Raw genomic sequence first — 14,186 nt, 5'->3', positions numbered from 1 at the left:
TCCTATATTTTTAACAACCCTAAAATTAAGGGATATACAGATATAGAAGAAAACACATTAAATTTTTTAACATCAATGTTAAATAACATGTTATATGACATTGATGTAAAGAGTACAATTTTAACTTCATTTTAAGGTAATGATTATGAATTTCTTATTAGAAAATAATTTAATTAACAATTCGCTAGTCAATTGGGATTTTAATAGCGTCGAAGTCATAAATGAAGAACTATCTACTATGGATATTCGATATGTGCCTAATTATTGTAAGTACTTGGCTGATATTGGAAAACTAGATAAAGTTAACTCACTCTTAAATTCCAGACAAAACATTCAAAAACTGATGCAAAAAGAGGAGTCATTCAAAGTATGCATATATCTAGAGCGTCTACATAGTCAATTATCGTCCAAAGATGACTTTTTTTCTCTACTCTATAGAAGATCATTTGGTGAATATTTAGCACTATATAATCTACTTAAGAATTTTTGGGATAAAAAGATTAATAATTCTCTTACACCAGAAGAAAATATGATTCTGAATTTTGCTATTGTGAAACTAGCCGAAAATAACCTATTAGACGTTGAATTATCAATTAAAATAATAAATCATTTTTTTAATGCAAAAAATGTAAATCACCAAAGAAGAAAATATATATTTAAACTAATCATAGAATATTGTGCAAGGGATAATACCATAGCACCTAATTTTTTTAAATTAAGAGAGCAATTTTATAATCATTTACAGAAAATTTTATCATTGTTACATAGATATTCCTCTGATGAATATGGAGCAAAAACGTTAATAAATACTCTTAACTCAGAAATACAAAAACATAATGACTTATCTCTTATAAGAAATGTAGTAGATAAACCCAAAGTTGCTGTTTGCATAAGTGGGATTTGCAAAGCTAGTTTAACTGGTTTGGAATCAATTTATAACAATATTATATCTCCCCTCAAGGCAGATGTTTTTATGCATACATGGGATATACAGCAAGATTGGGCTGGAGATGCTAGAGTATATAATTTCTGGTCGAGAGTTTTTGGTGTTAAAAATGATGAATTACCAAGTAAATTACATGACCTCAATTTTATTGAAAATGAGTATCCTAATATTTATAAATCTTTATTATCTAGCCATTACTCAAGTTTAAATATTGATACTTTGAAAAGTAACTTTATATTTAACGAGCTAGCAATAGAAAACCAAGATAATTTTATTCGAGTTAATAATATTGATGAAAACTACCAAACTAGAAATACATATAATCAAATTAAAATGTTTTATGGAATATATAAATCATTTGAATTGATGAAGAATTTTGAGAAAACGCAGAATATAAAGTACGATTATGTGATAAGAATTAGACCTGATTTGTTGATTACAGAAGAATTTAGCCTAGAAAAACTGGCACCTTTAAATATTGGTGAGTTAGCCGTCTCTACTGGAGATGTGGGTGTTGCGGATAGCCTATTTTATGCTCATAGGGAAACGTTTGAACAAGTTGTTAATATTTGGCTTGAAATGTTAAGGGTTAAGAAATTAAGCCCATTTGCTAAATTTCCGAAATATGATTGCCACGCATTGTTATGGTCTTGGTTACTTTATAAAAATATTATTCCAACACGAAATGATATTAAATCTAATTTGACCCTGGGAACAAAAGATTTAAAAGTTCCAAATTTAAAAGAATCACTTATTAGTGATTGTAATATTAAAACCCGTTTTAAATATCCAACAGAAACGGAATGGCTAGAAACATTTTTAACAGATAAGGCTAAATAAGGAACATATATGTTTATTATTCCCATGGCGGGATTAAGTTCCCGCTTTTTTAAGGCTGGTTATACAAAACCAAAATATCAATTGGAAATTGGTAATGAAACCGTATTCTCATGGTCTGTGCGATCTTTTGAACGTTACTTTACAACAGATAAATTTATCTTTATCTATCGTGATGTATATGAAACGCAAGACTTCCTAAAGCAAGAAATCGAAAAATTAGGTATCTCAGATTATGAGTTAATCTGTTTACCAGAAGAAACTTTAGGGCAGGCAGATACTGTGTATCAAGGTATTAACCATTTACCTATTGATGAGGAAATTTATATATTTAATATTGATTCTAAAATTATTGAATTTATAAAACCAGAATGGGTAAATGAATGCGATGGCTATTTAGAAGTCTTTAAGGGAGAAGGTGATCATTGGTCATTTGCTCTTGCTGAAAATAATTCTAAACGTGTAATTCGCACGACAGAAAAAGAAAGAATATCTGAACTCTGTAGTGATGGATTATATTATTTTAAAAAGAAATCAATTTTTGAATCATTATTTTTAAATGCAAGAAAAAATAATATAACATCAAAGAATGAATATTATATAGCCCCTCTTTATAATGATCTCATAAAACAAAATGGATTGGTTTTTTATGATCTTATTGAAAAAGAAGATATTTTATTTTGCGGTACGCCTGATGAATATCAAATCCTATTAAATGGAGGAAGTTGATATGAGACTAAATATTGAATATGAAAGAATATCTAATATATTAAGAGATCACAATATTTTCTTTACAGCTTCTGGTATTGATAGACATAAACCAACTGACAAAATTGTATTTGATGATTCCAATATTGATATAGAGCCTTATTCCGCATTTTTAGGAGGGGCTAATCTATGGAGTATGGGTTCTTTTTCTTATAGTTGGTCTACCTTACCTATTAATGCAAGAGTTGGGCGTTATTGCTCAATAGCTAGAGGAATGACGGTTTTAGGTGCTAGACATCCTATCGAATGGGTTACAACAAGTAGTTCAACATATGATAATAATTTTGTTATTTTTAAAAAATTTGCAGAGGACTTTAATACTAAGCATATTACTTATCCAAGAAATCCTAGTGTACGGCGTCATGGATTAATTATCGAAAATGATGTATGGATTGGAGCAAATGTCTGTTTTAAAAATGATATTGTTGTAGGCACAGGTGCAGTTATTGCAGCTAACTCAGTTGTTGTTAAGGATGTTCCACCTTATGCAATCGTGGGTGGGAATCCTGCTAAAATCATCAAATATCGTTTTACTGATTATCAGATAGTACGCTTATTATCAACACAGTGGTGGGAGTATGCAATGACAGATGTACAGTCATTAGATTTTAGAAACATAGATAAATTTTGTGATGATTTTTTAAAAAATAAATCACAAATGGAAATGTATACCCCCCCAAAATTATCCTTACTAGACTTAGGACTGAATAGATGAAACGTTTAATTATGGATTTAGATAATACAATTACTCTAACAGAGAATGGTGATTATCGTAATGCTAAACCAATTTTAGATGTAATTGAGAAATTACGAGAATATAAGAAACAAGGCTTTGAAATTATTATTAGTTCAAGTCGTAATATGCGTACTTATGAAGGAAATGTGGGAAAAATTAATGTTAACACATTACCAATTATTATAGAGTGGCTAAATCGCCATAATGTGCCATATGATGAAATCTATGTTGGTAAACCTTGGTGTGGACATGATGGCTTTTATGTTGATGATAGAGCTATTAGACCAGATGAATTTGCTACAATGAGTTACGAAGAAATTCGAAAACTAACAAAAATGGATGGTGAATATGATTCTAATTAACTCCGCTGCATACGTGAATGCTGAATTTCGTAATGAGTTTGGCGCTATTCCCCCATGTTTTTTACCAATTGGTAATCGTAAACTATTAACCTTTCAAGTTAATGCTTTACGAGAAAACCTAGGTAATGACCAACATATCGTGGTTTCTTTACCTATGAATTATTCACTAAGCATTGATGAGAAAGAATTAATTCAGAATTTAAATATTCAGCCTGTTTTTGTACCTGAAGGAATATCATTAGGTATGGCTGTTCTCTATGTATTGAACACTGTTGGTCATAATGAAGAAGTACTAAGATTACTTCATGGAGATACTCTCCTAAATAATATTCCTCTCGAAAATGACTGCATTGCACTTGTTAGTACACAAGAAGATTACGAATGGGAAGTGGATTCAAATACAAATATTCCACTCGTTTGGTGTGGTTACTTCTCTTTTACATCAAGCCAAAAATTTATTAAGGCTCTTGCTACAACCCAGGGGGATTTTGTCCAATCTGTGCATATGTATGCTAAGGAAGAACCAAATACCATTCATAAAGAGGTTAATGAATGGTATGACTTAGGTCATATTAATACTTATTTTAGATCTCGTTCTTCTATTACGACACAAAGAGCATTCAATTCATTAAAAATTGGAAATGGCGTTGTTTGGAAATCTGGTACACCTGCTAGAAAAATTGAAGCTGAAGCACATTGGTTTGCCAATTTGCCCGCACAACTAAAACGCTTTACTCCTCAATTAATCAATGCTGGTGTACTTAAGGGAAATCCATTTTATGAGACAGAATATCTCCCAATTCTTCCTCTAAATGAGATTTTCGTTCATGGGAAAAACCCTGTTGCTTTTTGGGAAAAGGTACTCAATTTAATTACATTTTATATGAGTGAATCTCGAGCACATTTACATAAAGAAAATAAAGATCTATTGGAGAAAATACACGTAGATTCTTTATCACTCTATTCAGATAAGACTTATGAACGATTAGAAAAATATGCTGAACAAAGCGGTATAGATCTAGATCAATCGACTCGCTATAACGGCATTGATTTACCATCTTTGAGAGAAATCGCAACTGAGTGTGTAACAAGAACATTAAAACTACCTGAAATCCCAGCTATAGTACACGGGGATTTATGCTTCAGTAATGTAATGTATGACTCTCGTAGCAATAATATTAAAGTTATTGATCCGAGAGGGTTAAATATTCAGCAAGAATTAACAATCTATGGAAACCAAAGTTATGATTTAGCAAAACTTTGCCACTCATTTATTGGTTTATATGATTTCATTATTGCGGATTCGTTTAAATTAGAAAAATCAGAATCATTAGGAGTGAAATTACACTTTAATATTGATTCTCGCTTAGAAGCAATTCAAGATGTATTTATGAGAAAAACTTTATTACCAAATATTAGTAATAAAGATATTATTGCTCCAACAATACTTCTTTTCTTATCAATGATCCCATTGCATTTCGATAAACCACATAGGCAAGAAGCAATGTTAGCTAATGCATTACGCTTATATTCTGAGTGGTTATAATTTTAATATATCTTTTTAGAACAAGCGGTCAAATTTTTCTAAAAACTTGACTGCTTATTTTATTCAAACTCTTATATAAAATTAAAGCTTATCATAATATAACCATTATCTAATGATAAGAAAATGCTATATATCAATATTGGTATAGCCCGATAAAGTGGCAGCCTGCTTTTCTCCATAATGTAATTTAGTGATACAATATCAATTAAAATTCATTTAACTTTGTATCAAGTCGTTGTTACTTCAAGAAGCAAACAGATTTTTAGGTATTGGTGTAAGTTAAAAAATAATCATTCTTAAAGTATCAAGAGTAAAAACATACTATGTTCAAAAAAATCACTTTATTCAGTTTTATTGCGTTAATCACCGGTTGTTCCTCTTCCTCACAACTGGAAACTTTCCCTGGGGAGTTTGCGAATGCGGATTATGTGTTATCGGACAAGGATGCGCAGCGTTGGGTGGTGGCGAGCCGTCAGGCGGAGCAGTGTATTTATCCGAACTTGACGCGGATTCAGCAGCAAGCGTTTAGCAAGGAAGATTCATATATTCATTCGCAATACGTATTTTTCTATCCGCTGGAAGAAATTATCGGCGAGCAATATGTGAAGATTATCCAAGATGATGAAAAATCCATGGGATATGCACAATATCAATTTAAGAAGTTTAGAGACGGTCAAGAGTTTGAGGCGTTAGCGGATAAACAGTGCCAAGTTTTACGAGAAAAAGCTAAGAACGATTTAGCGGTCGTAAAAGGGCAGTATAAGAGTGGAATGGTTGAAGAAACGAAGTCTGAGGGTAAAAATCCGGATGGTGTGGCGACCAATCAAAATAAATTCTTTTTTGATATTATCAAATGGGGATCGGTACTATTACTGTAATTCACGCTTGTTGTGATGTTGGGCTCTCCAGATAAGTACAAAAAGAGCTGTCGGTATGTTGTTATCGACAGCTCTTTTTTACTATTTTACGATTTGCTTGATTAACGCTAGTAATACCGGCATTTCCGTAATGCCTTCTCGATCAATAAAATGTCCGCCCGTTGCCAAACGAATATAGTCGGCTTGTAGGTATTGTGCTAACCGATCACTGAACGAATGGGGTACAACCGTATCATTTAATGCGGATATGACGTAAGACTGCTGCGGTAAACAAGCGGTCTGATTTGCATAAAAATCTGCAAAGCTATCTAATTCCGGCAAAGTTGGTAATTTTTCATAAAAGCCGGAAACAAAAATTGCGGCATTCACTTTTTGTTGCGTTACCGCCAGATAATTCAGTAACGCAATACAACCCAAACTATGCCCGATCAACACCGTCTCTTCATTTAATTTAAGTGTATTTTTATGATGCTCCAACCACGCTTGCGGATTCGGGTTATTGGCATCCGGCATTGCCAAACACTCACACTCAACCCCCAATTTTTCCAATGCTTGTTTTAACCACGGAAACCAATTTCGGCTCGGATTCGCCGTATAACCATGAGTTACATATACTTTTTTCATTATTTATCCTTTTTACTTGTCATTGCGAAAACGTTTGCTTTGTACTTAATTTAGCCCAAAAAATTGACTTTGGAAAGTGAGATCTCTGTCACAAATTGACAAAAAATTTTATAACTGCTTGATTATAAAGAACTTTTATTTTTCTCATTTAATTGACTTCCTTAGTGGCGAAGCGTAACTTATGAAACACCATTTTACTATTTGAAACGACATAAATTAGAGGTGTCCAATGAGAGTTTCTTATCAAGATTTAAAAGCCGAATTTAAACGTGTTTTATTAGCACGTAACGTACGTGAAGAAATCGCAGAAGAATGTGCAACGGTATTCGCCGATACTACCCAAGCGGGTGCATATTCGCACGGGGTAAACCGTTTCCCACGTTTTATTCAACAATTGGAAAACGGCGATATCGTACCGGAAGCGGTGCCGACTAAGGTACTCTCATTAGGAGCAATTGAGCAATGGGACGCTCATCAAGCTATCGGTAACTTAACTGCGAAAAAAATGATGGACAGAGCGATGGAACTCGCTTCGCAAAACGGTATCGGTGTGGTAGCGTTGCGTAATGCGAACCACTGGATGCGCGGCGGTTCTTACGGCTGGCAAGCAGCGGAAAAAGGCTATATCGGTATCTGCTGGACCAATGCGTTAGCGGTAATGCCGCCTTGGGGGGCAAAAGAATGCCGTGTCGGTACTAACCCATTAATTGTTGCCGTACCGACCACGCCAATCACAATGGTGGATATGTCTTGCTCAATGTATTCCTACGGAATGTTAGAAGTTCACCGCTTACAAGGTCGCCAAACCTTTGTCGATGCCGGTTTCGATGATGACGGCAACCCAACTCGTGATCCGGCAACCGTTGAGAAAAACCGCCGCTTAATGCCGATGGGATTCTGGAAAGGTTCGGGCTTATCAATCGTGTTGGATATGATCGCTACTCTACTTTCTAACGGTGAATCCACCTGTTCAGTAACCGAAGATAAAGATGATGAATACTGCGTTTCACAAGTGTTTATTGCGATTGAAGTGGATCGTTTAATCGATGGCAAAACCAAAGACGAAAAACTTAACCGCATTATGGATTATGTAAAAACCGCTGAACCGGCGGATCCGAATGTGCCGGTACGCTTACCGGGACACGAGTTCACCACCATTCTTGCCGATAACATCGCAAACGGTATTCCGGTTGATGAAACCGTATGGGCGAAATTGAAATCGTTGTAAATGACATAACTCTCCCCTTGCGGGAGAGAGGAACTAATACAAGCGGTCAAATTCTTTAAACATTTTACGAGGAACAAACGATGTTTTTCGGACACATTTCAAACTACAACCCAAAGCAATATCCGGAAGCGATCCAATACGCATTGCGTTATTTAAAAAACACCGACTTTGATGCGATGGAGACGGGTGTTTACGAACTGAAAGGTAGAGATATTTACGTCCAAGTATTGGATTTGGAAACCAAAGACATTTCAGCATTCCAACCCGAAGTTCACCGTAATTACTTAGATGTGCAATATCTGCATAAGGGTAAAGAGAAAATGGCTTTTGCGGTAGATAGCGGTAATAACCCGATTCACACCGCTTATCTGCCGGAACGAGATATTCAGTATTATCAAGCGGTCGAAAATGAGCAAATTTTTACCTGTGAAACCGGTAATTTTGCCGTGTTTTTCCCGGAAGATTGCCATAGAACAGCGATTTTTAATGGCACTGAAACGATTAGGAAAGTGGTCGTTAAGATTGCAATGACAGAAATCTAGCCAAGGGCGTAAGCCTTAGGATCAAATCAAGGAGCAAAAGATGAAACCCATCGCTCAATTTGTTGGAAAAGCAATTGAAGCCTTTGCCGTGATTATTTTATCGGCAATGTCAATTTTGGTTTTTCTCAATGTAGTGCTGCGTTACGGCTTTAACAGCAGTATCAATGTGACCGAAGAAGTTTCTCGCTATATGTTCGTTTGGCTCGCCTTTTTAGGTGCGGTATTGGCATTTAGCGAGAACCAACACGTTAGCGTCACCGTACTCACTGAGAAACTCTCGCCAATCGGTCGTAACGTTTTAAAACTATTTACCGATGCGGCGATGTTATTCTGCTGTTATCTCATCGTGGACGGCAGCTGGATTCAATTCCAACTCAACCTCAACAACCTCGCCCCGATTTCAGGTTTACCGCAAGGGATTACCTTCCTCGCCAGCGTGGTTGCCGGTGTGTTAATCGGTATTTTGATTATTGCAAGAATGGTGACAAATTTGACCGCTTTAGTTAAGGGAGAAGTGCAATGACAGTCGTAATTTTCCTTGCCGTATTACTTGGCGCAATTATTTTAGGTGTGCCGGTTGCCTTTGCATTATTAATTTGCGGTGTGGCGTTAATGCTTCACTTAGATTTATTTGATGCGCAAATTCTTGCTCAACAACTTGTTAGCGGTGCAGACAGCTTCTCGTTAATGGCGATTCCGTTCTTTATTCTCGCCGGTGAAATTATGAATGAGGGCGGACTTTCCAAACGTATTATCGACTTACCGATGAAATTAGTCGGTCATAAACGCGGCGGCTTAGGCTTTGTGGCAATTCTTGCCGCAATGATTATGGCGAGCCTTTCCGGTTCGGCGGTCGCAGATACTGCAGCGGTAGCAGCGATGTTATTACCGATGATGAAAACCACCGGCTACCCGATTGACCGCTCAGCCGGTTTAATCGGTACCGCAGGTATTATCGCACCGATTATTCCGCCAAGCATTCCGTTTATCGTATTTGGGGTAGCAAGTGGCGTATCTATCACTAAATTATTCTTAGCGGGGATTTTCCCCGGCATTATGATGGGTATCTGTTTAGCCGCACTCTGGTGGTGGCAAGCCAAACGCCTTGATTTAATGACCTTCTCAAAAGCGACCAAACAAGAACTTTGTATTTCGTTTAAAAACAGTATTTGGGCATTAATGTTGCCGGTAATTATTATCGGAGGTTTCCGTTCAGGTATGTTCACCCCAACCGAAGCCGGTGCAGTAGCAACTTTCTATGCATTAATAGTTTCACTGTTCGTTTATCGTGAGTTGAAATTCAAAGACCTCTACAAAGTGATTTTAGCGGCGGCCAAAACCACTGCAGTGGTAATGTTCTTAGTCGCAGCGGCAAACGTAACCGGCTGGTTAATTACCGTGGCGGAATTACCGACTATGTTAACCGAATTGCTTGAGCCGTTAATCGAAAGCCCGACAACGTTATTATTAGTGGTGATGTTAGCGGTATTCGTGATCGGTATGGTGATGGACTTAACCCCAACCGTTTTAATCTTAACCCCGGTGTTAATGCCGTTAATTGAAGAAGCGGGAATCGACCCAGTTTACTTCGGTGTGTTATTTATTCTTAACACCTCAATCGGCTTAATTACTCCACCGGTCGGTAATGTATTAAACGTGATTACCGGCGTGTCAAAACTACCGTTTGACCAAGCGGCAAAAGGCATTATGCCGTACCTATTTATGATGATTGGTTTATTACTGCTCTTCGTATTCGTACCGGATTTAATTTTAGTACCGTTAAGCTGGATGCAGTAACAAACATTACTCTCTCCCGTTTACGGGAGAGAGACAGCCAGTGAAGCGTTCAGCGAACTGGCAGAGAGAGGGAATATAAGCGGTAATTTTTCATAAATGTTTGCATTGAATATCGTTTTCCCCTCTCCCTGAAAAAATCGCTATACGCTATTTTTCTGTCCCTCTCCCACAAGGGGAGAGGGTAATAAAGCAACAAATTCCCAACCTACTTAGGAGACCCCTATGAAATTTTTTAATCTAAAAACTTTATCAGCTTTCGTTGCCAGCGCAGTGGCATTTTCAGGTGTAGCAAATGCGGAAATCTCGCTTCGTTTTGGTTATGAAGCGCCACGTTCCGACAGCCAACACGTTGCGGCGAAAAAATTTGATGAATTATTAAAAGACAAAACCAAAGGGGAAATTAAACTTAAATTGTTCCCGGACAGCACATTAGGTAATGCTCAAACCATGATCAGCGGTGTGCGTGGCGGTACGATTGATATTGAAATGTCAGGTTCACCGAACTTCACCGGTTTAGAACCGAAATTAAACGTGATTGATATCCCGTTTATCTTTAAAGATCGTGAACACGTTTACAAAGTGTTAGACGGGGAAATCGGTCAAGGTTTATTACAAGACCTTGAAAAACAAGGCTTAAAAGGCTTGGCGTTCTGGGATGTCGGCTTCCGTGCCTTCTCTAACTCAAAACATGCCGTCAATAAACCGGAAGATATTAAAGGCTTAAAAGTCCGTACCAACCAAAACCCAATGTACATTAAAGCATTCAGCTTATTGGGCGGCAACCCGGTACCGATGCCGCTTTCCGAACTTTATACCGCACTTGAAACCCGTGCGGTGGATGCACAAGAACATCCAATCGGTATTTTCTGGTCGGCAAAATTATATGAAGTGCAAAAACATTTAAGCTTAACCAACCACGGCTACACACCATTAATCGTCGTGATGAACAAAGCTAAATTTGACGGCTTAACACCGGAATTGCAAAAAGCGGTGTTAGACGCAGCAAAAGAAGCGGGTCAATTCCAGCGTGATCTCAACGTGAAAAACGAAAAAGACATTATCGAAAAACTTCGCAAAGCCGGTGTAGAAGTGATCGAACAAGTAGATAACGCACCGTTTAAAGCGGCAATTGAAGCGGAAGTTCGTAAAGACTTTATCGAAAAACACGGCAAAGAATTAGTCGAAAAAGTAGATGCCCTAGCTAAATAAGCCATGACAAGCGGTTTGATTTGCAAAATTTTTTGTAAATCAGACCGCTTGTTCTTCTCTCCCTCAAAGGGAGAGGGTGTATAGGAAACTGCTTAGTACCTTTTTGGAGAACGTTATGAAATGTTTTAATCTTAAAGCACTTGCGACATTGGTTGCGAGTTTCTCTTTATTTAGCGGCGTTCAGGCGGCGGAGACCACTTTCCGTTTCGGTTATGAAGCGCCACGTTCCGACAGCCAACATATTGCCGCCAAAAAATTTAACGAGTTATTACAACAAAAATCCAATAAAGGATTAAAACTGAGCTTGTTCCCCGACAGCACGCTCGGTAATGCACAAACGGCAATTAGCAGTGTACGCGGCGGCACCATTGATTTAGCGATGTCCAGCTCATCAAACTTCACAGGGCTTGCCTCTGAATTAAACGTGATTGATATTCCGTTTATTTTTAAAGATCGTAGCCACGCTTACCAAGTGTTAGACGGCGAAATCGGACAAACACTGTTGGCGAAACTCGAAGCACACGGCTTAAAAGGTTTAGCGTTCTGGGAAGTGGGCTTCCGTGGCTTTACCAACTCCAAACATCCGGTAATCAAACCGGAAGATATCAAAGGTTTGAAAGTACGCACCAACCAAAACCCGATGTATATCAAAGCGTTCTCGATTTTAGGCGCAAATCCGGTACCAATGCCGCTTTCCGAGCTTTATACCGCATTAGAAACCAAAGCGGTGGATGCACAAGAACACCCTATCGGCATTGTATGGTCGGCAAAACTGTATGAAGTGCAAAAATATTTCAGTCCGACCAATCACGGCTACACCCCGTTGATTGTGGTGATGAACAAAGCCAAATTCGATGCGCTACCAGCAGAACAACAAAAAGTACTTAGTGAAGCTGCACTTGAAGCGGGCAAATATCAACGCCAACTCAATTTAGATAATGAACAAGGCATTATCGAGAAAATGAAAAAAGCCGGCGTAGAATTTGTCGAAACATTAGATACTGCACCGTTTAAAGCGGCGGTTGAAGGTGAAACTCGCAAAGCCTTTATTGAAAAAAATGGCGACAGTCTTATCAAACAAATTGATGCGTTAGCGAAATAAGCTATTACAAGCGGTCTGATTTGCAAAATTTTTCGCAAAAATGACCGCTTGTAACAATTAGGATAAAAAAACATAGCAATCATGGGAGGCTCTCTTTCACCTCTCGAATAATTGGAGCAAAAAATGAATTACTACCTAGGCATAGACTGTGGCGGTACTTTTGTCAAAGCCGCACTTTTTGATCAAACCGGTGAGTTACACGGTATTCATCGTGAGAATGTGGCGGTTATCAGCGAACAGGCGGGCTATGCCGAGCGAGATATGCAGCAACTCTGGCAGGTATGTGCCGAGGTAGTACGTCAAACCATTGCAAAAAGCGGAGTAAATCCGACCGCTATCAAAGGGGTGGGCATTTCGGCACAAGGTAAAGGCGCATTTTTACTTGATCAGCAAAACCAACCGCTTGGCAGAGCGATTCTGTCTTCCGATCAACGTTCTCTTGCAATTGTGAAACAGTGGCAGGCGGACGGTATTCCGGAAAAACTTTATCCGATTACCCGCCAAACATTATGGACCGGACACCCTGTTTCGATTTTGCGTTGGGTACAAGACAACGAGCCGGAACGTTATGCGCAAATCGGCTCAGTGCTGATGTCGCACGACTATTTACGATTCTGTCTAACCGGCGAATTATTTGCCGAAGAAACCAATATTTCCGAAAGCAATCTCTACAATATGGCAACCGGCGAATACGACCAGACGCTTGCCGATTTACTCGGTTTACAAAATATTTTAGAAAAGCTACCGCCTGTAATTAAGCCGAATCAAATTGCCGGCTATGTTACCGAAGCGGCAGCCAAACTAACCGGATTAGCGGTGGGAACGCCGGTAGTCGGCGGTTTGTTTGATGTGGTTTCAACCGCACGTTGTGCCGACTTAGATGACGAAAGCAAACTGAATGCGGTATTAGGCACGTGGTCGGTTGTCAGCGGCGTTACCGATAATCTCGACCCGACTCAAACCTTGCCGTTTGTCTATGGTCGCTATGCGGACGAAGGCAAATTTATTGTCCACGAGGCCAGCCCGACTTCCGCCGGCAATTTGGAATGGTTCGTGAAGCAATGGAAATTGGATTATGCGGAAATTAACCAACAAGTGGCGAGCTTACCGCCGGCAGCCAGTTCCGTGTTATTTGTACCGTTTTTATACGGATCGAATGCCGGCTTAGGTATGCAAGCCGGCTTCTACGGCTTGCAAGCACACCACAGCCAAGCGCATTTATTGCAGGCAATTTATGAAGGCGTGCTGTTTAGTCTTATGCACCATCTCAACCGTATGAAGCAACGTTTCCCGAATGCAAACGTATTACGTGTGACCGGCGGACCGACTAAATCACCGATTTGGCTGCAAATGCTCGCCGATTTAACCGGTATGCAATTGGAAATTCCGCAGGTGGAAGAAGCAGGCTGTTTAGGCGCAGCATTAATGGCGATGCAAGGCACCGGCGCAGAGATTTCACAAGTGCAGGCATTAAAAGCGGAAATGTTAAAAGTGCAACCGAATCCGGCAAATTTCGCCGCTTACCAACAAAAATATCAGCGTTATCAACAGTTCACCGAAGCGTTAAAAGCAATGCTTTAAGCGTAAAAAAAGCGGTCGGAATCTGCAAAT

The 14,186-nt window shown here is 38.5% G+C and carries 14 protein-coding genes; 13 read left to right on the top strand and 1 reads right to left on the bottom strand.

Translation table 11 applies throughout. The features are described from left to right. The first annotated feature begins 145 nt into the window (after positions 1 to 145). From NYR63_RS08495 to NYR63_RS08470, 6 genes are all read left to right on the top strand, one after another. Positions 146 to 1,786 carry a hypothetical protein gene (locus tag NYR63_RS08495; RefSeq protein ID WP_279457129.1) on the top strand — a complete coding sequence of 547 codons (1,641 nt, stop codon included), beginning with the start codon at positions 146 to 148 and terminating at the stop codon, positions 1,784 to 1,786. A gap of 9 nt (positions 1,787 to 1,795) precedes the next feature. After that, positions 1,796 to 2,512: a glycosyltransferase family 2 protein gene (locus NYR63_RS08490; RefSeq protein WP_279457128.1), complete on the top strand. Its 717-nt coding sequence runs from the start codon at positions 1,796 to 1,798 to the stop codon at positions 2,510 to 2,512. A gap of 1 nt (position 2,513) precedes the next feature. Continuing rightward, a complete protein-coding gene (locus NYR63_RS08485; protein ID WP_279457127.1) occupies positions 2,514 to 3,266 on the top strand; it encodes a CatB-related O-acetyltransferase in 753 nt (250 codons plus the stop codon). Beyond that, positions 3,263 to 3,649 (top strand): HAD-IIIC family phosphatase, encoded by a 387-nt coding sequence (locus NYR63_RS08480; protein WP_279457126.1) that lies wholly within the window; start codon positions 3,263 to 3,265, stop codon positions 3,647 to 3,649. Before NYR63_RS08485 ends, NYR63_RS08480 begins: the two co-directional genes overlap by 4 nt. Continuing rightward, positions 3,636 to 5,195: a phosphotransferase gene (locus tag NYR63_RS08475; protein WP_279457125.1), complete on the top strand. Its 1,560-nt coding sequence runs from the start codon at positions 3,636 to 3,638 to the stop codon at positions 5,193 to 5,195. Before NYR63_RS08480 ends, NYR63_RS08475 begins: the two co-directional genes overlap by 14 nt. A gap of 323 nt (positions 5,196 to 5,518) precedes the next feature. Then, complete coding sequence (locus NYR63_RS08470) at positions 5,519 to 6,073, top strand: DUF5358 domain-containing protein (RefSeq protein WP_279457124.1); 555 nt, start codon at positions 5,519 to 5,521, stop codon at positions 6,071 to 6,073. An 81-nt stretch (positions 6,074 to 6,154) separates the two neighbouring features. Here the strand turns inward: NYR63_RS08470 and NYR63_RS08465 are convergent, their stop codons facing one another. Continuing rightward, entirely contained in the window at positions 6,155 to 6,697 is a 543-nt protein-coding gene (locus tag NYR63_RS08465) for an RBBP9/YdeN family alpha/beta hydrolase (protein WP_279457123.1), read from the bottom strand. A gap of 229 nt (positions 6,698 to 6,926) precedes the next feature. Here NYR63_RS08465 and yiaK point away from each other — a divergent pair, with 229 nt between their 5' ends. The 7 genes from yiaK (at position 6,927) to NYR63_RS08430 (ending at position 14,156) form a co-directional block, all read left to right on the top strand. Beyond that, a complete protein-coding gene (gene yiaK / locus NYR63_RS08460) occupies positions 6,927 to 7,925 on the top strand; it encodes a 3-dehydro-L-gulonate 2-dehydrogenase (protein ID WP_039198525.1) in 999 nt (332 codons plus the stop codon). An 80-nt stretch (positions 7,926 to 8,005) separates the two neighbouring features. Then, positions 8,006 to 8,467, top strand: a complete 462-nt coding sequence (locus NYR63_RS08455; RefSeq protein WP_279438455.1) for a YhcH/YjgK/YiaL family protein — start codon at positions 8,006 to 8,008, stop codon at positions 8,465 to 8,467. Between the two features lie 40 nt (positions 8,468 to 8,507). After that, positions 8,508 to 8,990 carry a TRAP transporter small permease gene (locus NYR63_RS08450; protein ID WP_279437077.1) on the top strand — a complete coding sequence of 161 codons (483 nt, stop codon included), beginning with the start codon at positions 8,508 to 8,510 and terminating at the stop codon, positions 8,988 to 8,990. Continuing rightward, a complete protein-coding gene (locus tag NYR63_RS08445) occupies positions 8,987 to 10,264 on the top strand; it encodes a TRAP transporter large permease subunit (RefSeq protein ID WP_278226586.1) in 1,278 nt (425 codons plus the stop codon). Before NYR63_RS08450 ends, NYR63_RS08445 begins: the two co-directional genes overlap by 4 nt. A 222-nt stretch (positions 10,265 to 10,486) precedes the next feature. Beyond that, a complete protein-coding gene (locus NYR63_RS08440) occupies positions 10,487 to 11,473 on the top strand; it encodes a TRAP transporter substrate-binding protein (RefSeq protein WP_039198515.1) in 987 nt (328 codons plus the stop codon). A 115-nt stretch (positions 11,474 to 11,588) separates the two neighbouring features. Then, a complete protein-coding gene (locus NYR63_RS08435) occupies positions 11,589 to 12,575 on the top strand; it encodes a TRAP transporter substrate-binding protein (protein ID WP_279457122.1) in 987 nt (328 codons plus the stop codon). 123 nt (positions 12,576 to 12,698) lie between these two features. After that, complete coding sequence (locus NYR63_RS08430) at positions 12,699 to 14,156, top strand: FGGY-family carbohydrate kinase (protein ID WP_279457121.1); 1,458 nt, start codon at positions 12,699 to 12,701, stop codon at positions 14,154 to 14,156. Positions 14,157 to 14,186: the final 30 nt, after the last annotated feature.

The organism is Actinobacillus genomosp. 1 (assembly GCF_029774175.1).
In the GTDB taxonomy this organism is placed as follows: Bacteria; Pseudomonadota; Gammaproteobacteria; order Enterobacterales; family Pasteurellaceae; genus Actinobacillus.
This window is presented reverse-complemented; position numbering and strand designations above follow the sequence as displayed.

Coding starts and splice junctions, on each gene's coding strand:
- NYR63_RS08470 (WP_279457124.1), top strand. CDS start 5,519: ATGTTCAAAAAAATCACTTTATTCAGTTTTATTGCGTTAATCACCGGT.
- NYR63_RS08430 (WP_279457121.1), top strand. CDS start 12,699: ATGAATTACTACCTAGGCATAGACTGTGGCGGTACTTTTGTCAAAGCC.
- NYR63_RS08495 (WP_279457129.1), top strand. CDS start 146: ATGAATTTCTTATTAGAAAATAATTTAATTAACAATTCGCTAGTCAAT.
- NYR63_RS08465 (WP_279457123.1), bottom strand. CDS start 6,697: ATGAAAAAAGTATATGTAACTCATGGTTATACGGCGAATCCGAGCCGA.
- NYR63_RS08490 (WP_279457128.1), top strand. CDS start 1,796: ATGTTTATTATTCCCATGGCGGGATTAAGTTCCCGCTTTTTTAAGGCT.
- NYR63_RS08450 (WP_279437077.1), top strand. CDS start 8,508: ATGAAACCCATCGCTCAATTTGTTGGAAAAGCAATTGAAGCCTTTGCC.
- NYR63_RS08480 (WP_279457126.1), top strand. CDS start 3,263: ATGAAACGTTTAATTATGGATTTAGATAATACAATTACTCTAACAGAG.
- NYR63_RS08485 (WP_279457127.1), top strand. CDS start 2,514: ATGAGACTAAATATTGAATATGAAAGAATATCTAATATATTAAGAGAT.
- NYR63_RS08475 (WP_279457125.1), top strand. CDS start 3,636: ATGATTCTAATTAACTCCGCTGCATACGTGAATGCTGAATTTCGTAAT.
- NYR63_RS08455 (WP_279438455.1), top strand. CDS start 8,006: ATGTTTTTCGGACACATTTCAAACTACAACCCAAAGCAATATCCGGAA.
- yiaK (WP_039198525.1), top strand. CDS start 6,927: ATGAGAGTTTCTTATCAAGATTTAAAAGCCGAATTTAAACGTGTTTTA.
- NYR63_RS08435 (WP_279457122.1), top strand. CDS start 11,589: ATGAAATGTTTTAATCTTAAAGCACTTGCGACATTGGTTGCGAGTTTC.
- NYR63_RS08445 (WP_278226586.1), top strand. CDS start 8,987: ATGACAGTCGTAATTTTCCTTGCCGTATTACTTGGCGCAATTATTTTA.
- NYR63_RS08440 (WP_039198515.1), top strand. CDS start 10,487: ATGAAATTTTTTAATCTAAAAACTTTATCAGCTTTCGTTGCCAGCGCA.